General features: G+C 58.3%; 21 protein-coding genes and 1 riboswitch. Of the genes, 10 read left to right on the forward strand and 11 right to left on the reverse strand.

The features are described from left to right. Positions 1-73: 73 nt before the first annotated feature. Positions 74-1,276 carry a radical SAM family heme chaperone HemW gene (hemW, locus tag B5E56_RS09470; RefSeq protein ID WP_087389488.1) on the reverse strand — a complete coding sequence of 401 codons (1,203 nt, stop codon included), beginning with the start codon at positions 1,274-1,276 and terminating at the stop codon, positions 74-76. A 140-nt stretch (positions 1,277-1,416) separates the two neighbouring features. Here hemW and B5E56_RS09475 point away from each other — a divergent pair, with 140 nt between their 5' ends. After that, positions 1,417-2,319, forward strand: a complete 903-nt coding sequence (locus B5E56_RS09475; RefSeq protein WP_087389489.1) for an RluA family pseudouridine synthase — start codon at positions 1,417-1,419, stop codon at positions 2,317-2,319. 43 nt (positions 2,320-2,362) lie between these two features. On the opposite strand, the gene ribE is transcribed toward B5E56_RS09475, so the two are convergent. From ribE to B5E56_RS09505, 6 genes are all read right to left on the reverse strand, one after another. Then, positions 2,363-2,830 (reverse strand): 6,7-dimethyl-8-ribityllumazine synthase, encoded by a 468-nt coding sequence (gene ribE, locus B5E56_RS09480; RefSeq protein ID WP_087389490.1) that lies wholly within the window; start codon positions 2,828-2,830, stop codon positions 2,363-2,365. A gap of 1 nt (position 2,831) precedes the next feature. Next, on the reverse strand, positions 2,832-4,061 hold the full coding sequence (locus B5E56_RS09485; protein WP_087389491.1) for a bifunctional 3,4-dihydroxy-2-butanone-4-phosphate synthase/GTP cyclohydrolase II: 1,230 nt from the start codon (positions 4,059-4,061) through the stop codon (positions 2,832-2,834). 15 nt (positions 4,062-4,076) lie between these two features. Continuing rightward, positions 4,077-4,706, reverse strand: coding sequence for a riboflavin synthase (locus B5E56_RS09490; RefSeq protein ID WP_087389492.1), 630 nt, complete (start codon positions 4,704-4,706; stop codon positions 4,077-4,079). Continuing rightward, entirely contained in the window at positions 4,687-5,793 is a 1,107-nt protein-coding gene (gene ribD / locus B5E56_RS09495; protein ID WP_087389493.1) for a bifunctional diaminohydroxyphosphoribosylaminopyrimidine deaminase/5-amino-6-(5-phosphoribosylamino)uracil reductase RibD, read from the reverse strand. Before ribD ends, B5E56_RS09490 begins: the two co-directional genes overlap by 20 nt. A 120-nt stretch (positions 5,794-5,913) precedes the next feature. Beyond that, positions 5,914-6,031, reverse strand: a riboswitch (FMN riboswitch). Between the two features lie 47 nt (positions 6,032-6,078). Then, positions 6,079-7,464, reverse strand: coding sequence for an alanine/glycine:cation symporter family protein (locus tag B5E56_RS09500; RefSeq protein ID WP_087188228.1), 1,386 nt, complete (start codon positions 7,462-7,464; stop codon positions 6,079-6,081). A 32-nt stretch (positions 7,465-7,496) separates the two neighbouring features. Then, entirely contained in the window at positions 7,497-9,677 is a 2,181-nt protein-coding gene (locus B5E56_RS09505; RefSeq protein WP_087389494.1) for a DNA topoisomerase III, read from the reverse strand. A 130-nt stretch (positions 9,678-9,807) separates the two neighbouring features. Between B5E56_RS09505 and B5E56_RS09510 the strand changes: the two genes are divergently transcribed. Beyond that, positions 9,808-9,996 carry a hypothetical protein gene (locus tag B5E56_RS09510; protein WP_087188230.1) on the forward strand — a complete coding sequence of 63 codons (189 nt, stop codon included), beginning with the start codon at positions 9,808-9,810 and terminating at the stop codon, positions 9,994-9,996. 42 nt (positions 9,997-10,038) lie between these two features. Here the strand turns inward: B5E56_RS09510 and B5E56_RS09515 are convergent, their stop codons facing one another. Then, positions 10,039-10,359 carry a winged helix-turn-helix transcriptional regulator gene (locus B5E56_RS09515; RefSeq protein WP_343212783.1) on the reverse strand — a complete coding sequence of 107 codons (321 nt, stop codon included), beginning with the start codon at positions 10,357-10,359 and terminating at the stop codon, positions 10,039-10,041. A 115-nt stretch (positions 10,360-10,474) separates the two neighbouring features. On the opposite strand from B5E56_RS09515, the gene B5E56_RS09520 reads away from it, so the two are divergent. Together B5E56_RS09520 and B5E56_RS09525 are read left to right on the forward strand one after the other, a co-directional pair. Beyond that, the gene (locus B5E56_RS09520) at positions 10,475-11,086 is read left to right on the forward strand and encodes a LysE/ArgO family amino acid transporter (RefSeq protein ID WP_087265678.1); all 612 of its coding nucleotides are present in this window, start codon (positions 10,475-10,477) and stop codon (positions 11,084-11,086) included. A gap of 138 nt (positions 11,087-11,224) precedes the next feature. After that, positions 11,225-13,975, forward strand: coding sequence for a DNA methyltransferase (locus tag B5E56_RS09525; protein WP_087389495.1), 2,751 nt, complete (start codon positions 11,225-11,227; stop codon positions 13,973-13,975). 61 nt (positions 13,976-14,036) lie between these two features. Here B5E56_RS09525 and pepT read toward each other — a convergent pair whose 3' ends face one another. After that, positions 14,037-15,248, reverse strand: coding sequence for a peptidase T (pepT, locus tag B5E56_RS09530; protein WP_087389496.1), 1,212 nt, complete (start codon positions 15,246-15,248; stop codon positions 14,037-14,039). Between the two features lie 113 nt (positions 15,249-15,361). Here pepT and B5E56_RS09535 point away from each other — a divergent pair, with 113 nt between their 5' ends. After that, complete coding sequence (locus tag B5E56_RS09535; protein ID WP_087389497.1) at positions 15,362-16,309, forward strand: alpha/beta fold hydrolase; 948 nt, start codon at positions 15,362-15,364, stop codon at positions 16,307-16,309. Positions 16,310-16,351: 42 nt separating this feature from the next. On the opposite strand, the gene B5E56_RS09540 is transcribed toward B5E56_RS09535, so the two are convergent. Together B5E56_RS09540 and rpmB are read right to left on the reverse strand one after the other, a co-directional pair. Further along, on the reverse strand, positions 16,352-16,690 hold the full coding sequence (locus B5E56_RS09540; RefSeq protein ID WP_087188235.1) for a histidine triad nucleotide-binding protein: 339 nt from the start codon (positions 16,688-16,690) through the stop codon (positions 16,352-16,354). 116 nt (positions 16,691-16,806) lie between these two features. Further along, positions 16,807-16,995, reverse strand: a complete 189-nt coding sequence (gene rpmB, locus B5E56_RS09545; RefSeq protein WP_087188236.1) for a 50S ribosomal protein L28 — start codon at positions 16,993-16,995, stop codon at positions 16,807-16,809. A gap of 524 nt (positions 16,996-17,519) precedes the next feature. Here rpmB and hprK point away from each other — a divergent pair. From hprK to rpsB, 5 genes are all read left to right on the forward strand, one after another. Beyond that, the gene (hprK, locus tag B5E56_RS09550) at positions 17,520-18,473 is read left to right on the forward strand and encodes an HPr(Ser) kinase/phosphatase (protein ID WP_087188237.1); all 954 of its coding nucleotides are present in this window, start codon (positions 17,520-17,522) and stop codon (positions 18,471-18,473) included. A gap of 89 nt (positions 18,474-18,562) precedes the next feature. Beyond that, entirely contained in the window at positions 18,563-20,005 is a 1,443-nt protein-coding gene (locus B5E56_RS09555) for an MBOAT family O-acyltransferase (protein ID WP_087389498.1), read from the forward strand. Between the two features lie 15 nt (positions 20,006-20,020). Beyond that, on the forward strand, positions 20,021-21,040 hold the full coding sequence (locus tag B5E56_RS09560) for an SGNH/GDSL hydrolase family protein (protein ID WP_087389499.1): 1,020 nt from the start codon (positions 20,021-20,023) through the stop codon (positions 21,038-21,040). Positions 21,041-21,117: 77 nt separating this feature from the next. Then, a complete protein-coding gene (locus tag B5E56_RS09565) occupies positions 21,118-22,140 on the forward strand; it encodes a hypothetical protein (RefSeq protein ID WP_087389500.1) in 1,023 nt (340 codons plus the stop codon). Positions 22,141-22,349: 209 nt separating this feature from the next. Further along, positions 22,350-23,075 (forward strand): 30S ribosomal protein S2, encoded by a 726-nt coding sequence (rpsB, locus tag B5E56_RS09570; RefSeq protein WP_087188242.1) that lies wholly within the window; start codon positions 22,350-22,352, stop codon positions 23,073-23,075. Positions 23,076-23,134 lie beyond the last annotated feature (59 nt).

Consider the following 23,134-nt stretch of genomic DNA (forward strand, 5'->3'; position numbering starts at 1 on the left):
GAAAAGATACATACGTTATGTTAACACAAATACCCCCGCTTGTAAACAAGCGGGGGTATTTGTACCCAAATCTTTATTCTGCGTCCTCGGGACGGCCTTGTTTCAATCGAGGAAGGGTTTTCTCCAAGGTCGCCTCTTCCTGGATCACCAGCAGATCTCCAATGAGCTGATTGGACACCAGGAAACCCTTGGGGGTCAGATGCCAGCGGCGGTCGTGGCGCTCCGCCCAACCGTGGCGTTCGTAGTCCTCCAGCTTCTGCTCGATGGGGTCGAAGTCCAGGAAGAACTCCCGGCGGTATTCCCACTCCTCAATGCCCCGGGTGGTACGCAGCCGGAGCATGAGGTACTCACTGCCCCGCTCCCGGGCGGGGATCAAGTCGGAGGAGTCGATCACCACGCCTCCCTCCAAAACGCCGGAGATATAGCCCTCCAGGTCCCGGATAAAGGAGTAGCGCCGCCCGCCGAAGTCGGAGTGAGCGCCGGGGCCAAAGCCAATATAGGGATGGCCCATCCAATACTTCAGATTATGGCGGGACTGATAGCCGGAACGGGCGAAGTTGGAGATTTCATACTGGCGGTAGCCCTCTTTTTCCAGCCGTTCCACGGTCCAGAGGTACATATCCGCCTGGGCGTCATCGTCGGGCAGCTTTTCGCCCCGGGAGACCCGGTAGTCCAGAGGGGTACCCGACTCCACCTTCAGGCCGTAGCAGCTCAGATGCTCCGGTTTGAGGGTGAGAACCTGCTCCACCGTGTCCTGCCAGCTTGCCAGATCCTGACCGGGCAGACCGTAGATCAGGTCCAGACTCAGGTTCTGAAACTTGGCCTGCCGTGCCAGGGTGACCGCCTGAACCGCCTGTTCAAAGGTATGGGGGCGGTGAAGGCTCTGGAGGGCCTGGTCACAGGCGGACTGAACGCCCAGGGAGAGCCGGTTGACCCCAGCCCGACGGAGGGCCTGGAGCATTTTCAGATCCACACTGTCCGGATTGCACTCCACGGTAATTTCTGCGTCCTTAGCCAGATCAAAGCGTTTGGCGATCAGCCGCAGCAGCTCCCGCAGCCGCTTTTCTCCATAAAAGCTGGGTGTGCCGCCTCCAAAGTAGACAGTATCGATTTGCCAGCCCCTGGCCTGAGGGGCGGTTTCCTTGAGATGGGCCAGTAAGGCCTTCTGGTAGTCGTCCATCCGTCCCTCTTGCCCGGCCAGAGAGTAAAAATCGCAGTAGTCGCATTTGCTGCGGCAAAAGGGAATGTGGATGTAGATACCCAGTTTTTCTGCCATAGACGGCGCCTCGCTTCCTGGAAAGGTGCAGTGGTGCTACCCAAGTATCACTTGCTTATCTAACTATTATACATGAAAAAGCTCAATTTGAAAAGCATAGCCTGCCATGCTATACTCAAAAAAGAGAGGAGGGGGACACAATGCCCCAACAGGATGGACGGCGGCTGATACTGACGGTGGCCTCGGCATGGGATGGAGAGAAGATCGACACCTTGCTCCGCCGGGAGCTGGGACTGTCAGGTACTGTGATCAAACGGATCAAATGGTTGGAGGACGGCATCCTGCTGGATGGCGTCCGGGCTATCACCGGCCAGCGGGCAGCGGCGGGACAGGTTCTCTCGGTGCGGGTGGACGATCCGGAGCGGCCTGAGGCTGTGGCCCCCACGCCTGGGCCGGTGGATGTGGTCTATGAGGACCAGGACCTGCTGGTGGTCAACAAGGCCCCCGGTGTACCGGTTCATCCTGGACCAGGCAACGGCAGAGAGACCCTGTGCAACTATGTAGCTTATTATTACCAGCAGAAGGGAGAACCGGCGGGGGTCCATCCGGTCCATCGGCTGGACAGGGGTACCTCCGGCCTGATGGTGATTGCCAAACACCCGTTGGCCCAGGAGCGGCTGAAGGAGCAGCTCCATACGGCTGCCTTTCGGCGGATCTATCTGGCGGTGTGCGACGGGGTACCGGTGCCGGAACAGGGGAGGGTGGAGGTCCCCATCGGGCGGGTCCCTGGTTCTCTGATCCAGCGTCAGGTGGATCCGGCGGGCCAGCCTGCGGCCACCTGCTACCGGGTAGTAGAACAGACAGGGAACCGGACCCTGGTAGAGCTCATTCTGGAGACGGGCCGCACCCATCAGATACGGGTTCACATGGCATGGCTGGGCTGTCCTCTCACCGGCGACTTCCTCTACGGCAGGGAGGACAAGGGTCTCATTGCCCGGCCAGCCCTCCACTCATCAGAGCTCTTTCTGACCCATCCCATCACCGGGGCGGCTCTCCACTGGACTGCACCTCTGCCGGATGATATGGCAGTGCTGCTGCGTTAAAAAGGGGCTGCTGCAAAATGCAGCAGCCCCTTTTAGTCCTGTTTCAGCCCAGTTTGCTGAAGAGATTGACCATCTCGATGGCGGACAGGGCGCAGTCGTAGCCCTTGTTGCCTGCCTTGGTGCCGGCACGCTCGATGGCCTGCTCAATGGTGTCGGTGGTGAGTACCCCGAAGAGCACCGGCTTGCCGGTCTGGAGAGAGGCCTGAGCCACGCCCTTGGACACCTCGGCGCACACATAGTCGTAGTGGGAGGTGGAACCACGGATGACAGCGCCCAGGCAGATTACCGCGTTATACTTGCCGCTCTGGGCCAGGTGGAGGGCAGCTACCGGAATCTCAAAGGCACCGGGTACCCAGGCAACGTCAATGTTCTCGGTGGGAATGCCGTGACGTACCAGGCCGTCCTCCGCGCCGGAGAGCAGCTTGCTCACGATAAACTCGTTGAATCGGGACGCCACAATGGCGATATGCAGGCTTTCGCTGCCGATCAGTTTTCCTTCCAGAATGTTCATGTCAAATACCTCCCTGAATCTTATCGTCGTCGGTCACCTGCTCCAGCAGGTGGCCCATTTTTTCACGTTTGGTCCACAGATAGAAATGGTCGTGTTCCTGGGGCGCGATCTCGATTGGAACGCGTTCGGTGATCTCCAGGCCAAAGCCGGACAGACCGTAGATCTTGTCCGGATTATTGGTCAGAAGGCGCAGTTCCTTGACTCCCAGATCTCGAAGAATCTGAGCCCCGATCCAGTACTCCCGCAGGTCGGGGGCGAAGCCCAGTTTGATGTTGGCCTCCACCGTGTCATACCCCTGCTCCTGGAGGGTGTAGGTTTTCAGCTTGTTGATGAGACCGATGCCCCGGCCCTCCTGCCGCATATAGAGCACCACGCCCCGGCCCTCTTTTTCGATGCGCTCCATGGCAGCGGCCAGCTGCTGGCCGCAGTCGCACCGCTGGGAGCCGAACACGTCGCCGGTAAGGCACTCGGAGTGGACCCGGCACAGCACACCCATGCCGTCCCCAATATCGCCTTTGACCAGAGCCACATGGCTCTCGCCGGTGAGATCGTTGGTGTAGCCGTAGATGGTGAAGTCACCATACTTGGTGGGCATTTTGGCCACCGCCTCCCGGATCACGTGCTTGTCGTGGAGGCGGCAGTAGTCCTGGAGATCCTTGATGGTGATGACCTTGATGCCCCAGGCGGCGGCATTTTCCAGCAGCTCGGTGGTACGCATCATGGTGCCGTCCTCCCGCATGATCTCGCAGCACAGGCCGCACTCGGCAAGGCCTGCGTGGCGGCACAGGTCTACCGTGGCCTCGGTGTGTCCGTTGCGGGCCAGCACCCCGCCCCGGCGGGCCACCAGGGGGAACACATGGCCGGGTCGCCGGAACTCCTCCGGCCTGGCGTCGGGAGCGGCGCACCGGCGGCAAGTGAAGCCACGTTCCTCGGCGGAGATGCCGGTGGTGGTGTCCACATGGTCAATGGATACGGTGAAGGCGGTCTGATGGTTATCGGTGTTTACCTTTACCATCTGCTCCAGCCCCAGCCGGGCGGCCACAGCCTCCGACATGGGGGTGCAGATCAGGCCCTTGGCATGGACTGCCATAAAGTTTACGTTCTCGGTGGTGGCAAACTGGGCGGCGCAGATCAGATCGCCCTCATTTTCCCGGTCCGGGTCGTCGATGCACATGATGAGGTGTCCGGCCCGCAGCTCCTCCAGGGCCTCCTCAATGGTGGCAAATCCCATGGTATGTATCCTCCTTTAAAATCCGTGTTGAGCCAGAAATTCCATGGTGATGCCGGAGGGCTTGGGTGCCTCCCGGCCCAGCAGTCTGGCCACGTACTTTCCCAAAATATCGGTCTCCAGGTTGACGGTGTCTCCCGCCTTCCGGTCCAGCAGGGTGGTCTGGGCCCCGGTGTGGGGGATGATGGAGACGGAGAAATCCCGGTCAGTGACGGCGGCTACCGTCAGGCTGATGCCGTCAATGGCGATAGAGCCCTTCTCCACAATGCCGGAGAGCAGTTCCGGGGTGGTGGAGATGGTGACCCACACCGCGTTGCCCTCCCGCCGGAGGGAGGTTACCGTGCCGGTGCCGTCGATGTGGCCGGTGACGATGTGGCCCCCGAAACGGCCATCCGCAGCCATCGCCCGCTCCAGATTGACCTGGGAGCCGGGATGGAGCCCGCCTAGGCCGGTGCGCCGGAAGGTCTCGGGCATCACGTCGGCGGTAAAGCCGGCGGGGGAGAGGGCGGTTACCGTCAGGCACACCCCATTTACCGCGATAGAGTCCCCCAGCTTGGTGCCCTCCAGTACTGTACGGGCGGCCAGTTCCAGGCTGCCTGCTCCCACTTTGCGGACGGTGCCCAGTTCTTCAATGATTCCTGTGAACATTCTGTATCACCTCGTATTCCAGCAGCAGGTCCTCGCCCATGGGGGTGCAGGTGGGGGAAGAGAGCTGCCAGCAGTCCTCCGGGCGGTCCACTCCCCGGCCCTCCACCGGGCTTTTGGCTTCCGCTCCGCCAAAGAGCTTGGGGGCCAGGTAGCAGTAGACCTTATGTACCAGCCCCTGCCGCAGCATGGACTCATTGAGTCCGCCGCCCCCCTCCAGCAGGATGCCGTCAATCTCCCGTTTTCCCAGCTCTGTCATCAGGGAGGGCAGGTCCACTCTGCCGTCGGCGCCGGGCAGGTCCAGTACTGTGATCCCAAGGCCCTCCAGGGCAGCCCGCTTGTCAGGCATGGGGGAGGCACAGGCCACGATGGTGGGCACCTCCTTGGCGGTGCGGACCAGGTTGGAGGTGAGGGGGATGCGTAGCTGGGAGTCGCAGATGATGCGCACCGGATTGCGGCCGCCCTCCATCCGGCAGGTGAGCATGGGGTCGTCCTGGAGCACCGTACCAATACCTGCCAGAATGCCACGGTACTGGTGCCGCAGAGTCTGAACGTGAGCCCGGGCGGTCTCTCCGGTGACCCACTGGGACAGGCCGGTATGGCAGGCGATCTTGCCGTCGGCGGTCATGGCGTATTTCATGGCCACATAGGGAGTCTTGTGGGTGATGTAGTGGAAGAATACCGGGTTCAGGGTATCGCACTGGTCCCTCATGAAATCTTCTTCCACGTCTACCCCGGCTTGCCGCAGCAGGGCCGCTCCCTTGCCGTGGACCAGGGGGTTGGGGTCCCGGGAGCCGATGACCACCTTGGCGATGCTCGCATCCAGAATGGCCTGAGTGCAGGGGGGCTGGCGGCCCTGGTGGCAGCAGGGTTCCAGGGTGACATACAGGGTGGCTCCTGTCGGGTCCTCTGTGCAGGCAGCCAGAGCCTCCCGCTCGGCGTGGAGGCCGCCGCAGCGGCGGTGCCAGCCCTGGCCAATGATGCGGCCCTCCTTCACCAGCACCGCCCCGACCAGGGGATTTGGGCTGGTCCATCCGGTACCCCGTTGGGCCAGCTTTATAGCCAGCCCCATATAGTCGGTGTCGTTCATATTCGCTTCTCCCTCCTTTTCGGGACGAAAAAAGCGCCCCGAAGCAACTTCGGGGCGCTGAGAAAGCATCTACGGGGCGGAATGAAACGGATATAAAGCAGGGGTAAGATTCATTCCCACCGGCGTCTTCTTCCATCCAGACTTTAACTGTCGGTTTTGGAATTGCACCAAATCCTGCGCTTACGCGCTCGCGGACTTTACCGCCGATCGGGAATTTCACCCTGCCCTGAAGACTGCATATGAACTTGTTGGCCTTATCATAGCACTGTGGAAAAGTGTTGTCAACTATTTATCTACGCTGGGGATCTCCGTGGTGTCCACTTCGTCCAGGTGGCTCAGGTAATATTTCGTCTCTTTTGCGATGACTCCGGACAGCAAAAGAACCGCGATCAGGTTGGGGATGGCCATGAGGGCGTTGAGGATATCAGCAATGGTCCACACCAGGTCCAGAGCCAGCACGGGGCCCACCACCACAACGGCTACAAAGAGAATCTTGTAGGGGAGAATGGCCTTCTTGCCCCACAAATACTGGGCGCACCGTTCGCCGTAGTAGGACCAGCCCAGGATGGTGGACCAGGCAAAAGTGATGATACCCACCACCAGAATTACCGGTCCCAGTACGGGGATCTGGGAGAAGGCCAGGGTGGTCAGCTTGCCGCCGTCGGTGATGTCGGCCATGTTGATGGCGGGATTTTTCATAATGGTGGATACCAGCACCAGGCCGGTCATGAGGCACACCACCACTGTGTCCCAAAAGGTGCCGGTGGCGGACACCAGGGCCTGACGCACCGGATTGCGGGTCTGGGCGGCGGAGGCCACTAAGGGGGCGGAGCCCATGCCGGACTCGTTGGAGAACAGGCCGCGGGCCACGCCGAAGCGCATGGCGATCATCAGACCCTGACCCACCAGACCGCCGGCCACCGCGCCAGGGGTGAAGGCCAGACGAACAATGGCGCCGATGGCGGGGAGGATGAAGTCGTAATTGAAGCCAAGGATGATGATACAGCCCAGTACATAGAAGGCGGCCATGAAGGGTACCAGTTTTTCACAGACGCTGGCAATGGAGTTGATGCCGCCAATGATAACGATGGCGGTGAGCAGGCCGCCTACAATGCCTACCACGATGGGCGGAATGGGCAGGGGGATGTTGTTCTCAATGACCTCGGCAATGGCGTTAATCTGGGTGCCGCAGCCGATACCGAAGGAGGCCAGAGCAGCCAGGGCGGCAAAGAGCACGCCCAGCCATTTCAGGCCCAGGCCCCGCTCCAGCGCGTACATGGCGCCGCCCTGCATTTTACCGTCAGGGGTGCGGACCCGGTACTTTACGGCGATGAGGGACTCGGCGTACTTGGTGGCAATACCGAAGATGCCGGCGATCCAGCACCAGAACACCGCGCCTGGGCCGCCCAGGAAAATGGCGGTGCCCACGCCGATGATGTTGCCGGTGCCGATGGTGGAGGCCAGAGCAGTTGTGAGGGCCTGAAACTGACTCACGTCGCCGGGGGAGTCGGGGTCACGGGTCACTGACAGGCGAATGCCCGTAAAGGTTTTGCGCTGGATGAAGCCGGTGCGTGCCGTCATAAACAGGTGGGTGCCGAAGAGCAGCACGATCATGGGGATACCCCAGATAAAGTCGTCCAGCCAGTTGATGAAGGATACGATTACATCCATAGAAATCCCTCTTTTCTCTCTCTAATTCTCTCTTATTTGTTCTGTTCCAGCCACTTTTTCAGCTGCTCGGCCATGGCGGAGTTGCCGCTGTCCTTCTGCTGTTCCTGCTGCTGGAGATAGCGGCGCACATCTCCCTTACCGGCGGATTTGGTCTCCCGCCGTTTCTTGAAGTCGCTGAGCCGTTCCCGGTAGCCGCACACGCAGGCGAAGAGTTGCTTGTCTCCCTCGCCCCGCAGCTCCATCTTCTTGTGACAGTTGGGGCAGCGGGCGTTGGTGGTCTGGGTGACCGAGCGGCGGTAGCCGCATTCCCGGTCGGGACACACCAGCATCTTGCCCCGTTTACCCTTGACGCTGAGCAGGAATTTGCCACAGTCAGGGCACTTCTCACGGGTCACATTGTCGTGGGTATAGGTGGCGTCGCTGGCCTTCACTTCGGCCACCAGATGGGAGGCGTAGCCCTTCATTTCGCCCACGAAGGCATCCTCCTTTTCCTTGCCCTGGGCGATGTCACCCAGCCGTTTTTCCCACTGGGCGGTGAGAGAGGCCGAGCGCAGGTCGGAAGGGGCCAGGCCTACCACCTGGACGCCCTTGGAGGTGGGTATCAACTCCTTGCCCCGGCGCTCGATATAGAAAGCGGAGAACAGCTTTTCAATGATATCTGCCCGGGTGGCGGGGGTGCCCAGGCCGCCGGTTTCCTCCAGAATCTTACTCTGGTCCCGGTCCTGTACCTGAGCGGCAGGGTGCTCCATGGCGGTGAGCAGGGTAGCCTCGGTGTACCGCTTGGGAGGTGCGGTCTTGCCCACATTGGCCCGGACGGACAGCACAGGCAGCTTGTCCCCCTGGCGCAGGTCGGGCAGAGACTGCTCCCGCTCCTCTTCATCCTCGGGCTCCTCCAGGTCGAAGGAACGATCATAGGCCGCTTTCCAGCCCGGCTCCTTCACGATTTTGCCTCGGGCGTGGAAGGCCTCGCCGTCGATGGTCAGCTTGAGGGAGACCTCCTCATACTCGAAGGGGGGCAGCAGCACCGCCAAAAATCGGCGTGCCACCAGGTCGAAGATGTTGCGCTCGGGCCCGGACAGCCGCCACAGGTCCACCTGCTCCTCGGTGGGGATGATGGCATGGTGGTCGCTCACCTTGGCGTTGTTTACCAAATAGCGGGTCTGAAGGGGACGATGGCTCATGATCTGCCGGGCCAGGGGAGCGTATTCGTCGATCATCACGCTGCGCAGCCGCTCAGGCAGGGTGGGTACCACATCGTCGGAGATATAGCGGGAGTCGGTGCGGGGGTAGGTGAGGATCTTGTGGACCTCATAGAGGTTCTGCATGACGGACAGGGTCTCCTTGGCGGAGTAGGCGTACTTTTTGTTCGCATCCCGCTGCAGCTCGGTCAGGTCGTAGGCAGCGGGCGGAGGTGTTTGCTTCCAGGTGCGCTTGATTTCGGTCAGCACAGCGGTCTTTCCAGCCAGTTTATTGACAAGGGAATCTGCTTGCTCCTTGCTGAAAATACGGGCCTGTCCGTTTTTATCACGCCATGTTGCTGTGAAGCCATTTAGCTTCACGGAAACGGTATAAAATTCCTTGGGTTGGAACTTGCGGATCTCCTCCTCACGGTCCACAATGAGGGCCAGGGTGGGGGTCTGGACCCGTCCGGCGGACAGCTGAGCGTTGTACTTGCAGGTGAGAGCCCGGGTGACATTGAGACCCACCACCCAGTCGGCCACGCTGCGGGCCCGGGCGGAGTGGTACAGGTTGTCGTAGTCGGCGGCGGGGCGCAGGTGGGCAAAGCCCTCCTTGATGGCCTTATCAGTCTGGGAGGAGATCCACAGCCGTTTGGCCGGCTTCTTCCAGCCCGCCTTCTCCATGATCCACCGGGCTACCAATTCTCCCTCACGGCCGGCATCGGTGGCGATGACCAGATCGCTGACGTCGCCACGGCGCATCTGGGCCTGTACCGCCCGGAACTGCCGCCCGGACTGAGGAATGACCACCGTTTTCATTCTGTCAGGCAGCATGGGCAGAGTAAGCATATCCCACTTGGCCCAAGCCTTGTCATAGTCCTCCGGGGGCGCCAGCTCCACCAGATGGCCCAGGGCCCAGGTGACAATGTAGCGCTCCCCCTCCAGAAAGCCCTCGCCGGACTTTTTGCAGCCCAACACACGGGCCAATTCCCGCGCTACCGAGGGCTTTTCCGCCAATACCAATGTTTTAGCCATATAGATTCTCCTAACCGCCGTTAAACGGCGTTTCTGGGTGATTTTCAACGGTTGACTTTTGGATACCGCTCTGGTATGTTTAAGCCAGAAGGAATCCCTGTTACTGGTGCGACTGAGAAAGGAGTACAGTATGTTCGGGTTTGCTGGTTTGCAGATCAAGATGAGCCAGACTTTGCCCCCCGAGGACCGGATGAGTTCTGCCGAGCGGGTTTGCCGCAGGCAGGCCAGGGACGCGGAATGGAAGTTCCGGGTCTCCAAGGGATACGAGAAGGATACCTTCTGGAACCGGGTCAAGTTCAATATGACCCACAAAGACTGAGTTTCTATCCAGCCGCGGGCTTTGCCCGCGGCTTTTTTGCATTTAGAGGGAGATGCTCCAGTTACCCAACTGATCCAGAATGGGGATCAGCTGTTTGCAGGGCTCTGTGATGCTGTATTCCACCCGCACCGGTACCTCCAGATACTCTGTCCGGGTGACCAGCTTGTCCTCTTCCAGCTCCCGAAGGGCATTGGCCAGCACAGTGTTGGATACCCCGTCCAGGGTCTTTTTCAGCTGGTTGTACCGGGTGGGGCCATTATTATACAGGGAGCACAGGATCTGCATCTTCCACTTGCCGCCGATAAGGGACAGGGCGTGGTTCAGAGGGCAGGTATCCATGCAGGGACAGTTTTCATGTTCCACAGGTCAGTTCCTCCTTACCTGGTACGAAATTTCTGCGTTCTTGCGTTGGGAGAAGATAGGTACTATAATACTACCAGGTTGTAAAAATGAAAAGTATTTTTTAGGAGGAATTTCCATGCCGCCCTATTTGACCGGTCTTGGCATTGGCCTGGCCTATGTGGCCCCCATCGGAATGCAGAACCTATTCGTCATCAATTCAGCTCTGACTCAGCCTCGGCACAAGGCGCTGCTGACTGCCCTCATCGTGGTATTCTTCGATGTGACCCTGGCGCTGGCCTGCTTCTTTGGCATCGGCGCGCTGATGGAACACTTCACCTGGCTGCAGATGGTTATTCTGCTGGTGGGCGGCGCCATCGTGATCTGGATCGGCATCAGTCTGCTGCGGGATAAGCCCACCATGGACAACAATGTGGATGTAAACATCTCTCTGCCCAAGGTGGCGGCCAAGGCCTGCGTGGTCACCTGGTTCAATCCCCAGGCCATTATCGATGGTACCATGCTGTTTGGCGGTTTCCGGGCAGGCAACCCCGGCGGGGTGAGCACCCAGCTGATTCTGGGTTCCTCCACCGCCTCCTTCCTGTGGTTCTTCGGCATCACGGTGCTGATCTCCCTCTTCTCCGCCCGCTTCAACGACAAGATCCTGCGGGTCATCAACATTGTCTGCGGTATTATTATTATTTTCTACGGCGGCAAGCTGATTTGGCAGTTCTTCCAAATGGTGATGTAAAAAAGTCCCCTCCCAACGGAGGGGACTTTTTCTGTCCAACCGGCGGCAGGAGAATCTGATGCAGCGGCTGGAAATATGAACCGGTCTATGCTATGCTTAATAAAAACAGTAAATCAGCACCCAGGAGGATCGGAAGTCATGACAGATGTGCAGCAGCGGGCGGCGGCGAAGGAGTTTACAGCCTATTGGGCAGGCCGGGGCGACGAGAAGCAGGAGACCCAGCGTTTCTGGATCGACCTGCTTCGGAATGTCTACGGTGTGGCGGAGCCGGAGAAGGCCATTGAGTTTGAGTGTCCTGTGAAGCTGGACCATGTCAGCTTCATTGACGGATATATCAAGGATACCCGTGTCCTCATTGAGCAAAAGGGGGCGGACATCGACCTGCGGCGGGGCTACAAGCAGTCCGATGGCTCCATGCTGACGCCCTATCAGCAGGCCCGCCGTTACGCGGGCTATCTGCCCCACGACAAGAACCCCCGGTGGATCGTGGTATGCAATTTCCGGGAGTTCCACGTCCACGACATGAACCGCCCTAATGACGAGCCGGAAGTAGTGGCCCTGGCCGGCCTGGAGAAGGAATATCACCGCCTGAATTTCCTGGTGGACACCGGGGATGAAAACATCAAAAAGGAGATGGAGATCTCCTTACAGGCCGGTGAGATCGTGGGTACCCTGTACGATGCGCTTTTGAAGCAGTACAAGGACCCGGAATCCCCGGAGACGCTGAAGAGCCTGAACGCCCTGTGCGTCCGGCTGGTGTTCTGCCTGTACGCCGAGGACGCGGAGATTTTCGGGGGCCACGGCAAATTTCACGACTATATGCAGCGCCACCAGAGCGACGCCCGCCGCGCCCTCATGGATCTGTTCCAGGTGCTGGATACCAGGCCGGAGGACCGGGACCCCTATATGGACGATGATCTGGCTTCCTTTCCCTATGTCAACGGCGGGCTGTTTGCCGATGAGCATATTATCATTCCACGGCTGGACGAGACCATTGTGGAACTGATTCTCCAGCGGGCCAGCGCGGACTTTGACTGGTCGGCCATCAGCCCCACCATCTTCGGCGCGGTCTTTGAGAGCACCCTGAACCCGGAGACCCGGCGCTCCGGCGGGATGCACTACACCAGCATCGAGAATATCCACAAGGTCATTGACCCGCTGTTTCTGGACGACTTACGGGGGGAACTGGCGGACATTCAGGCCGTGGCGGTGGAGACCACCCGGAAACGCCGCCTGAAAGACTTTCAGCATAAGCTGGCGGGCCTGAAATTTCTGGACCCGGCCTGCGGTTCGGGCAACTTCCTGACCGAGACTTATATCTCCCTGCGCAAGCTGGAAAACGAGGTGCTGCGCAGCCTCAGCAACCAGATCGTCCTGGGTGACTTTATCAACCCCATTCAGGTCTCCATCGGCCAGTTCTACGGCATCGAGATCAACGATTTCGCCGTCTCGGTGGCCAAGACCGCCCTGTGGATCGCCGAGAGCCAGATGATGAAGGAGACTGAGGACATCATACATATGTCTTTGGATTTCCTGCCGCTGAAATCCTACGCCAACATCGTGGAGGGCAACGCCCTGCGGATGGATTGGGAGAGCGTGGTGCCCAAGCATGAGCTGGATTATATCATGGGCAATCCGCCGTTTCATGGCTTTACATTTATGACTAAAGAGCAAAAGGCGGATATGCAAATATTATTTCCAGATGTAAAAAACTTAGATCTTGTGTGCGGCTGGTATAAGAAAGCCTCAGATTTTACTGTAGGAACTGGAATTGAAACGGGTTTTGTTTCTACAAATTCGATAGTGCAAGGTGAGACTGTTGCGCGATTTTGGGACTTCTTACCGAATGATATTATTAATTTTGCATATCGGACCTTTGTGTGGGACAGCGAAGCTGCCGTAAAAGCCCATGTACATTGTGTTATTATTGGATTTTCAAAGATTTCTCGAAAAGAAAAATATATTTATGATGGCGAGCGGAAAAAGCAGGCTTCAAATATTAATCGATATTTGTTTGATGGTGAAAACATCCTTGTGAGAAGTCGGAATAAGCCGATTTGTGAAGTCCCTAAAATGATATACGGAAATAAGCCAGCGGATGGAGGCCATCTTATTATTGAAGATGAAGATTTGGATAATTTCATTGGAAAAGATCCACTATCAGTTAAATTTATAAAGCCACTGTTAGGTGCGGCGGAATACATCAAAGGTAAGAAACGTTGGTGTCTATGGCTTGAAAACGCTAATCCAAGCGAAGTGCGCAAATGCCCCATGATAATGGAACGAGTAAAACAATGTAAAGAGAGTAGAGAAGGAAGCATTGCTGAAGGAATTCGAAAATTTGCTGCAACACCGACACTTTTTGCTCAGAGAACACAACCGATTGATAAAGACTTTATTATTATCCCGAGAGTATCCTCTCAGAATAGACGTTATGTTCCAATCGGGTTTATCAAAGCTGGCACAATAGTGACTGATCGTGTACAAATCATACCTGACGCTAATTTGTATGAATTTGGGGTTATAATATCTAATGTTCATATGGCGTGGATGCGTACAACTTGTATGAGGATGAAAAGCGATTACAGTTACTCTAAGGATATTGTCTACAATAACTTCCCCTGGCCCACGCCTACCGACGAACAGAAGGCCAAAATCGAGGAGACCGCCCAGGCCATTCTGGACGCCCGGGCCCTCTATCCCGACTCCAGCCTGGCCGATCTCTACGACGAAACCACCATGCCCCCGGAGCTGCGGAAAGCCCACCAGCAGAACGACAAGGCGGTCATGCGGGCATACGGCTTCGACATCAAGACCACCACCGAGACCACCTGCGTGGCGGAGTTGATGAAGCTGTATCAGAAATTGACAGAAGCCACGGGCAAATAAAACAGAAGGACCATAAAAAACAGCGCCATCTGTTCAACAGATGGCGCTGTTTTGCGCTTGTTCAGGCCTTCACCAGATGGACCAGCACGTCGGTCATCTTGTGCAGGGCGTCCACCGGGATATACTCGTGGACCCCGTGGAAGTTGACGCCGCCGGTACACAGATTGGGGCAGGGGAGACCCATATAGCTGAGACGGGCGCCGTCGGTGCCGCCACGGATAGGTACCTCCAGAGGCGTGACACCCACCGCCTCCATGGCGGCCCGGGCGCGATGGATCAGGTACATATGGGGCTCGATTTGCTCCAGCATATTATAGTAGGAATCCTTCAGTTCCAGCTCCACCGTGCCGGCGCCGTATTTGGCGTTGAGGTAGTCGGCAATGCGGGTCAGGCAGGCCTTGCGGTCCTCAAACTTGGCCCGGTCGTGGTCCCGGATGATATAGGAGAGGGTAGCGGTGGTCTCATCGCCGGACATCTCGCACAGGTGGTAGAAGCCCTCCCGGCCCTCGGTGTGGGCAGGGGTCTCGGCGGGAGGCAGCAGGTTGACCAGTTCCACGGCCATGAGAATGGCACTCTTCATCTTGTTTTTGGCGGAGCCGGGGTGGATGTTCACGCCATGAATGGTGATCTGAGCGCTAGCGGCGTTGAAGTTTTCATACTCCAGCTCGCCCAGCTCGCCGCCGTCCACGGTGTAGGCCACCGCCGCGCCGAAGCCCGCCACGTCAAAGTGGTCGGCGCCGCTGCCCACCTCCTCGTCGGGGGTGAAGCCTACGGCAATGCGGCCATGGGGGATCTCGGGGTGGAGGGTGAGATATTCCACAGCGGACATGATCTCCGCCACGCCGGCCTTGTCGTCGGCTCCCAGCAGGGTGGTGCCGTCGGTGACGATCAGGTCCTGGCCCACATATTTGGACAGGCTCTCAAACTCGGCGGCCTTCATGGTGATCTGCTTTTCCTCATTCAGGAGGATGTCGCCCCCCTCATAGTGGACAATGCGGGGCTTTACATCAGCGCCGGGGGCGCTGGGGGAGGTGTCCATGTGGGCAATGAGGCCCATACAGGGGATGCCCTCACAGCCCGGAGTGGCGGGCAGCCAGCCGTAGACGTAGCCATACTCGTCCATGTGAGCGTTGTGCAGACCCATCTGACTCAGTTCCGCGGCCAGGGTTTCCCCGAGTACCTTCTGCTTTTCGGTGGTGGGAGTGGTCTGGCTGTGCTCGTCTGACTGGGTATCATAGGTGACGTACTTTAAAAACCGTTCCACAGCGTTCATGTTCTGCGTCCTTTCTCCCGGTTTCCGTTCCTTGCTCTTGACGGATACCGGGCAATGGAATAGACTAAACTAAATAGCACCCGATATTATACCATAAGAGGAGCCGGATTTCTATGGTGACGACGCAGGAATTTACCTTCCCCTCCAGCGATGGAGTCCATCTGGTGGGAGCCACCTGGTGGAAAGGGGAGACGGAGCGGCCCAGGGCCATCGTGCAGCTGGTCCACGGCATTTCGGAGTATATCGGCCGGTATGACGACTTTGCCCGGTTTCTGGCAGAGTGCGGCTACTGGGTGGTGGGTCACGACCATCTGGGCCACGGCCGCACGGCGACGGACCCGTCGGAGTACGGCTGGTTTGCCGACAAAGATGGGTGGAAGTATGTGCTGAAGGACACCCGCACCCTGCGGCGGTTGGCAGGGGAGGCCTGCCCGGAGGCTCCCTATTTTATCATGGGTCACTCCATGGGCTCCTTTGTGGTGCGGGGTTATCTCAGTTACTGGCCGGGTACAGTGGACGGGGCCATCCTGTCGGGTACAGGCCAGGAAGCGCCCACCAAAGTGAACGCGGGGCTGGCCCTCTCCGGCCTGCTTCTGAAAACCAAAGGCCCCAGGGCCCACAGCAAACTGCTGGACAACCTGTCCGTTGGGGCCTACAACAAGCAGTTCAAGCCCACCCGCACCGGGGCGGACTGGATCTCCCGGGATCAGGCGGTGGTGGACGCCTACTGCGCCGACCCGCTGTGTCAGTTCCTGCCCACGGTGAGTATGTTCCACGACATGATGCACGGGCTCAATCTGCTGGCCAGGAAGAGCACTCTGGCCCGGCTGGACCCGAATACGCCGGTGTACTTCTTTGCCGGAGACCGGGACCCGGTGGGCCAGCAGGGCAAAGGTGTCAAAAAAGTGGCCCGCTGGTTCAAGGAGGCGGGTGTAAAGGATGTTGCTGTCAAGCTTTACCCGGAGGGCCGCCACGAAATGCTCAACGAGACCAACCACCAGCAGGTCTATGAGGATGTGCTGGCCTGGCTGGAGGGGCATTTAAAGAAGAAAGAGGCATGACAAAAGCGGCCGCGCACAGCGCGGCCGCTTTTCTTTGGGGGATTAGCCCGGAGGCCAGGTCATATCCCGGCCCGCCAGCACATGGAAGTGCAGGTGGTGGACCGACTGGCCCGCCTGCTCTCCGCAGTTGGACACCACTCGGAAGTCGGTGATGCCAAGCTGGGCGGTCACTTTGGAAATGACCTCAAAGATATGGGCCACCACGCCGGCATTGTCGGCGGTGATCTCGCCGCAGGAGCCGATGTGGGCCTTGGGGATCACCAGGAAATGGGTGGGCGCCTGGGGATCGATGTCATAGAAGGCAAAGACCTGATCGTCCTCATAGACCTTGTTGGACGGGATCTCCCCGGCGGCGATCTTACAGAACAGACAGTCGCTCATAGCAGGACCTCCTCATTTGTCAAGCTGGGTTCAGTATAGCACAGAAGGGTGGGCTTGTCATGCCTGAAAACGAAAAAAGGACCGCCCGACTGGGCAGTCCTTTTTCTATCGGTCAATCACACAGCGCGGGTGACCTTACCCGAACGGAGGCATCTGGTGCACACATAAACGTGCTTGGGCGTGCCGTTGACGATCGCCTTGACGCGCTTCACATTGGGCTTCCAGGGGCGGTTGGTGCGGCGGTGAGAGTGGGACACCTTGATACCGAACACGACACCCTTGTCGCAAAATTCACATTTGGCCATTCGCTTATACCTCCTCGCTCGTCAGGATACGCTTACAAAAGCATCGAACGATATGATAGCAGAACTTTCGAAAAAATGCAAGTGCTTTTTTCAAAATGACTGGAATTTTTCTGCGGGGGCCTGTACACAGGTTCTTACCACACCGCTTCTTTTGGCAAATTGCCTTCCCGGTTGCAAATCGGGAGGAGAGAATGGTATAATAATGTCTACTGAATAAACCGCGATGCGGTTTATTCGCGCGGAGGTAGCCGCGCAATTTCATAAAAACAGCTCGAAGTGGCCGTTTTTATGAAATTCAGCCATTGTTACAATGCGTATTTCCGTTGGCGCGTCTCAACGCACCAACGGAAAGTGCGAGGTTTTTTGGACGATCTCGTCCAAAACCCTTGCACTTGAACAAAGCCATTTGGCCTTGAAAACCTTGGTTTTCAAGGTTTGTGGCTTTGTTCAGTACGCATTATAATAAAACAAATCGCTTTGAAATGACCGGCGGGGGACAACCCGCCTTTATAGGAGGAAGAGCTATGGAAAGCTTGTACACCGTCAAACTGGGCGAATTGATCAAAAAGTTTAATCTGGAGGTGCTCCGCGGGGCGGAGGGCTATGAGGACCAGGCTATCTGCACGGAGGACGTGAATCGTCCCGGCCTGCAGCTTACCGGATTTTTCGACTACTTCGATCCCCATCGGCTCCAGGTCATTGGCAAGGTGGAGGATACCTACCTCTCCGGCCTGACGCCGGATCAGCGGCGGGAGAGCTTTGAGCTGCTGCTGAGTCAGGATATTCCCGCCCTTATCGTCTCCCGGGGCATTGATCCCTTCCCGGAGTGCATGGAAATGGCGGAGAAATACGACCGGACGGTGCTCCGCAGCCAGGACACCACCAGTGTGCTCATGAGCACCATCATTGCCTCCCTGAAATCCTACCTGGCCCCCCGCATCACCCGCCACGGTGTGCTGGTGGAGGTATATGGCGAGGGCGTGCTGCTGCTGGGCGAGTCCGGCGTGGGCAAGAGTGAGACCGCCATCGAGCTGGTGAAGCGTGGACACCGCCTCATCGCCGACGACGCGGTGGAGATCAAGCAGACTGTCACCGGCGGCCTGATGGGTACTGCGCCCGAGCTCATCCGCCATTATATCGAGCTGCGGGGCATCGGCGTCATTGACGTGCGCCGCCTGTTCGGTATGAGCGCTGTTAAAGAAGAGGCTGAGATCGACATGGTCATCAGCTTGGAGCAGTGGAAGGACGGGGCCATGTATGACCGGCTGGGTCTGGAGAACCTGTACACCACCATTCTGGACGTACAGGTGCCCTCCCTCACCATCCCGGTGAAGCCGGGCCGGAATCTGGCGGTCATCATCGAGGTGGCGGCCATGAACAACCGCCACAAGAAGATGGGCTACAATGCTGCTCTGGAGTTCACCAAGCAGATCAACGAGCACTTTGACCAGGCCATGAGCGCCCAGATGAACAAGTAATCCCTCAGATCACGGCCCGCCGCGGCGGACTTCGGAGCCAGAGGCCCCGGAGCAAAGCCCGGCGGGCTTTTTAAAGGATGTGACCGCTCTTGACCTTTTTATCCCTGCCCTTCTTCTGCTTTTTTCCGGTAACAGCGCTGGGCTATTTTCTGCTGCCCCGGAAGGTGCGGAACCTGTGGCTGCTGTTGGCAAGCTGGTTTTTCTATCTGTGTGCCAAGCCGGTCTATCTCACCCTGCTGCTCTTTGTGATCCTCACCTCCTATGGAGCGGGGATCTCCCTAGGAAAGAAGAAAAAGCGGTGGGTGTTGGTGCTCTGCCTGCTGACCGACGTGGTACTGCTTTTCCTATTCAAATATGTCAACTTCGCCCTCTCTATGGTGGGAGAAGTTCTTCACGGCATGGGGATTGCCTGGAATGTGCCGGTACTGGACATTGTGCTGCCGGTGGGTATCTCCTTCTACCTCTTCCAGGCCATGGGCTATGTAATCGACGTATGGCGGGGCAAGGCGGAGGCCCAGGGAAATTTCCTGCTCCATGCCCTCTTTCTCTCCTTCTTCCCCCAGGTAGTGTCCGGCCCCATCGGTCGGGCGGGGGAGCTTACCCCCCAGTTCCGGGAACCGCACCCCTTTGACTGGGACAAGTTCCGGGAGGGTTTGGTGCGCTTTTTGTGGGGTGCCTTTAAGAAAATGGTGCTGGCTGACCGGCTGGCGGTGTTGGTCAACACCATCTTCGGGGCGCCGGAGACCTTTGGCGCGGTGCAGGTGATGGGAGCGGCGGCGGCCTTTTCCCTCCAGATCTACTGTGATTTCTCCTCCTACACAGACATGGCCCTGGGTGTGGCCCACAGCATGGGCTTCACCCTGCGGGAGAACTTTGACACACCCTATTTTTCCCGGTCCATTGCAGAATTCTGGCGGCGGTGGCATATGTCCCTGTCCAACTGGTTCCGGGACTACCTCTACATCCCCTTGGGCGGCTCCCGGCGGGGCACTGCCCGGAAATATCTGAATGTACTCATCGTCTTTGCAGTCAGCGGCCTGTGGCACGGGGCGGCCATGACCTTTGTAGTGTGGGGCGTGCTCAACGGCCTCTATCAGGTGATGGGGGCGGTTACTGCGCCCCTGCGGGATGGCGGGTACCGGCTGCTCCACATCAGGGAGGACGGTCCCTTCCGGCATGGGGTGCAGATCCTGATCACCTTTCTGCTGGCCACGGTGGCCTGGGTGTTCTTCAAGGCCAGTTCTCTGTCCAATGCCCTGGCGGTTCTGGGCGGGATGCTCCACGGCCCCCTGTGGGTGCGCCAGAGCATGGGCCTGGACCGGTGGGAGCTGCTGGCGGCCGCTGCAGGGCTTCTGCTGCTCTTGCTGGTAGATTTGTTGAGCAAGCGATACAATCTATGGAAGACCTATTTGCAACAGCCCCGGCTAGTACGGTGGTGCATCCTGTGGGTGCTCCTCTTTGGTTGCCTGATCTTCGGCAGCTATGGAGCAGGGTATGACGCTCAGGATTTTATGTATGGATTTAGTTTTTAAGGAGGGGATACACCAATGAAGCGCCTGAACAAGGGGAAAGAGTGCTTCTTTGCCCTCCTCTTCCTGCTGCTGACGGCAGTGATGGTCAATTTTATCTCCGACGTTCTGCGGCCCTCACAGACCATGTACGGAGCCACCTGGAGTGCCTTCCGGGCGGAACCGGAGGACAGCCTGGACGTGATCTATCTGGGCAGCTCCTTTGCCTACTGCGATTTCAACCCCTCAGTGGTGTACGATGCCTCCGGCCTGACGGGGTATGTGATGGCGGGCTCGGAACAGCCTCTGTCCATTACCTATTGGTATTTGAAGGAGATTTTCCGTACGCAGTCTCCCTCCGCCGTGGTGCTGGAGGGCACTTCGCTGTACTTTAAGCAGTACCAGAACTATACCCAGCAGAATGTGAGCCAAATGCCGTTCTCGGTCAACAAACTGGGCGCTATTTTCACAGCGTCTGAGGAGAACCTGCGGACCGGACTGCTCTTTGACCTGTCCCTCTACCACAGCCGTTGGAAGGAGATGGGTAAAAGCGATCTGAAAAAAGCGGTGGTTCCGTTACAGGGGGACCACTACAAGGGCTTTACGCCGGTGGATCAGGTACTGGACGGCGTGGGAGAAACGGTGGTGGAAGGTAACCGCACGGTGTCGGAGGAGGACTACGCCGCCAACCTGGTATGGCTGGGCAGGATCCTGGACCTCTGCCGGGAGCACGGCGCCCAGCCTATCGTCACCTTCAATCCCAGCTATACCCGCTGCACCCAGGAACAGTACGCCCGCAATACGGCAGACATTCTGGCTCTGGATGGGGAGACGCTGGTATACAACTGGTCGGACAGCTTCGAGGAGATGGGGCTGATCCCTACGGAGCATCTCTATGACGGCGGACACCTGAACCAGGACGGGGCAGCTATTTTCTCCGCCTGGCTGGGCCGGTTCCTGACCGACGAGGTGGGGCTGGTCCCCAGAACTCAGACTACGGAAAATACCGCTGCCTGGCAGAAATCTGCCGCCTGGTGGCGGGAGAAAAACCAGAGCTGACTTGAAAAACCTCCGGCTTCGGCCGGAGGTTTTGTCACGTTTGGCTTTGCCCAGGTGTAGCGGCCATCTCCCTGCTGGTGGGAGCGGTAGGCGCGGTATCTCTGGCAGGGGTATCTCCCGCCTTCCGGGAACTGTTTGGTATTACCGATGATGCTCAGGCCCAGCAGCTGGGCGCGGAGCAGTTGAATTTGGTCTTTGAGGATCAAAATGGCTCCGGCGCCTCCATTACCGTCAAAGAGGTAGTCAAGGATCAGGAGCGGGTCTATGTGCTGCTGGACTTCACCGCTCCGGCAGGGGTGGCGCTTCCCATACCGGAGGAGACGGCGGACGGCCGGAATTTCTGGCTGGGGGAGGAAGAGGGGGACTGCTCCGCAGCCTTCTATGGAGATGAGGCTTGCACCCAGCGGGTGGACCCCCGCAGCTGGGGCTGGGGGTTCCGGGCAGTGGACGATACGGATACCACCGACCAAGTGATCCACCTGATGCTCCAGATTACCTGCGATGAGACCCTGCCTGAAGAAGCGACCTGGCTGAAGGTTACCCACCTGTCCAACCTGTGGGCACTGGAAGACGGGAAAGAGACCCGTGTGCTGTCCGGAATGGACTTTACCCTCGCCATTCCGATCGAGACCACGGCGGAGATCTACTCCTTTGAGGGGCGCTGCGGCGTGAATCTGAACGGCGTCACGCTGGCCACGGCAGAAAATCTGACCATCTCACCGGTCAGCGTGGCCATGGATCTGGTGATCCCCGACGGGGCGGCCTACGATGCTGCGTTTGAGGCCCAGGGCCCCTGGCAGGTGTATGTGCTGCTGGAGGACGGTACCCAGGTGTGGACCAAGTTTGAAAAGGGCGGCGGCGTTCAGGATGTGTTCCACGACGACGCGGGGCAGACCTTCTTCCGGGCTGACCACGTCCGCTTTGAGTTGGACTCCCCCGTTGATGTGGGCCAGATCAAAGATATCGTCTTTGTAGGCGACAACAGTCTGGCGTATGGGGAGGAAGAGAGTGACGCGGTGATCCACTTCCGCTTTACCCCCCACTATTTCCGTAACGAGACCTACTGGAACCAGGTCAATGAAGGGTGGAAGAACAGCTGAATCCAGATGAAAAAGAGCTCGGAATGATCCGGGCTCTTTTTCGTTTTTTGCGGCGAAAAAATCCTTGCAAAACTGGAAACACTGTGATATTATATTCGGGCATGATTACGCACACCCGCGGACGGGGGGCCAGGTGCTTCCGCTTGGAGGTTGGCCGGCTCCGAATGAACCGGGTGGAGGAATCAACAATTAAAGGAGGAATTTTTACCATGGCAGTCGTATCTATGAAGCAGCTTCTCGAGGCGGGCGTTCACTTCGGTCACCAGACCCGTCGCTGGAACCCCAAGATGGCCACCTATATCTACACCGAGCGCAACGGCATCTATATCATCGACCTGCAGAAGACCGTGAAGAAGCTGGAGGAGGCCTATAACTTCGTCCGTTCTCTGGGCGAGTCCGGCCAGACCCTGCTGTTCGTGGGCACCAAGAAGCAGGCTCAGGAGGCTATCAAGGAAGAGGCTGAGCGCGTTGGTATGTACTATGTCAATGCCCGTTGGCTGGGCGGTATGCTCACCAACTTCAAGACCATGCGCGGCCGCGTGGAGCGTCTGAACCAGCTGAAGAAGATGCAGGAGGACGGCACCTTCGATATGCTCCCCAAGAAGGAAGTCATGAAGCACCTGGGCGAGATCGCCAAGCTGGAGAAGTACCTGGGCGGCGTCGTGGAGATGAAGAAGCTCCCCGGTGCTCTGTTCGTGGTTGACCCCCGCAAGGAGCGCAACGCCATCAACGAGGCCCGCAAGCTGAACATCCCCATCGTGGCTATCGTGGACACCAACTGCGATCCCGACGAGATCGACTATGTGATTCCCGGCAACGATGATGCCATCCGCGCCATCAAGCTGATCTCCGGTGTGATGGCCAACGCCATCCAGGAGGGCAAGCAGGGCCAGGACGCCGCTGAGGAGACCGAGAAGACCGAGGCCGCTGAGTAATTTACCCAAACAAAGGACAGGAGCGCCCGCCCGCGCGGGCGGGCGCTCCTTTTTATAAT

This window comes from Flavonifractor sp. An112 (assembly GCF_002161085.1).
Lineage (GTDB): Bacteria > Bacillota > Clostridia > Oscillospirales > Oscillospiraceae > Flavonifractor > Flavonifractor avicola.

Coding starts and splice junctions, on each gene's coding strand:
- hemW (WP_087389488.1), bottom strand. CDS start 1,276: ATGGCAGAAAAACTGGGTATCTACATCCACATTCCCTTTTGCCGCAGC.
- B5E56_RS09475 (WP_087389489.1), top strand. CDS start 1,417: ATGCCCCAACAGGATGGACGGCGGCTGATACTGACGGTGGCCTCGGCA.
- ribE (WP_087389490.1), bottom strand. CDS start 2,830: ATGAACATTCTGGAAGGAAAACTGATCGGCAGCGAAAGCCTGCATATC.
- B5E56_RS09485 (WP_087389491.1), bottom strand. CDS start 4,061: ATGGGATTTGCCACCATTGAGGAGGCCCTGGAGGAGCTGCGGGCCGGA.
- B5E56_RS09490 (WP_087389492.1), bottom strand. CDS start 4,706: ATGTTCACAGGAATCATTGAAGAACTGGGCACCGTCCGCAAAGTGGGA.
- ribD (WP_087389493.1), bottom strand. CDS start 5,793: ATGAACGACACCGACTATATGGGGCTGGCTATAAAGCTGGCCCAACGG.
- B5E56_RS09500 (WP_087188228.1), bottom strand. CDS start 7,464: ATGGATGTAATCGTATCCTTCATCAACTGGCTGGACGACTTTATCTGG.
- B5E56_RS09505 (WP_087389494.1), bottom strand. CDS start 9,677: ATGGCTAAAACATTGGTATTGGCGGAAAAGCCCTCGGTAGCGCGGGAA.
- B5E56_RS09510 (WP_087188230.1), top strand. CDS start 9,808: ATGTTCGGGTTTGCTGGTTTGCAGATCAAGATGAGCCAGACTTTGCCC.
- B5E56_RS09520 (WP_087265678.1), top strand. CDS start 10,475: ATGCCGCCCTATTTGACCGGTCTTGGCATTGGCCTGGCCTATGTGGCC.
- B5E56_RS09525 (WP_087389495.1), top strand. CDS start 11,225: ATGACAGATGTGCAGCAGCGGGCGGCGGCGAAGGAGTTTACAGCCTAT.
- pepT (WP_087389496.1), bottom strand. CDS start 15,248: ATGAACGCTGTGGAACGGTTTTTAAAGTACGTCACCTATGATACCCAG.
- B5E56_RS09535 (WP_087389497.1), top strand. CDS start 15,362: ATGGTGACGACGCAGGAATTTACCTTCCCCTCCAGCGATGGAGTCCAT.
- B5E56_RS09540 (WP_087188235.1), bottom strand. CDS start 16,690: ATGAGCGACTGTCTGTTCTGTAAGATCGCCGCCGGGGAGATCCCGTCC.
- rpmB (WP_087188236.1), bottom strand. CDS start 16,995: ATGGCCAAATGTGAATTTTGCGACAAGGGTGTCGTGTTCGGTATCAAG.
- hprK (WP_087188237.1), top strand. CDS start 17,520: ATGGAAAGCTTGTACACCGTCAAACTGGGCGAATTGATCAAAAAGTTT.
- B5E56_RS09560 (WP_087389499.1), top strand. CDS start 20,021: ATGAAGCGCCTGAACAAGGGGAAAGAGTGCTTCTTTGCCCTCCTCTTC.
- rpsB (WP_087188242.1), top strand. CDS start 22,350: ATGGCAGTCGTATCTATGAAGCAGCTTCTCGAGGCGGGCGTTCACTTC.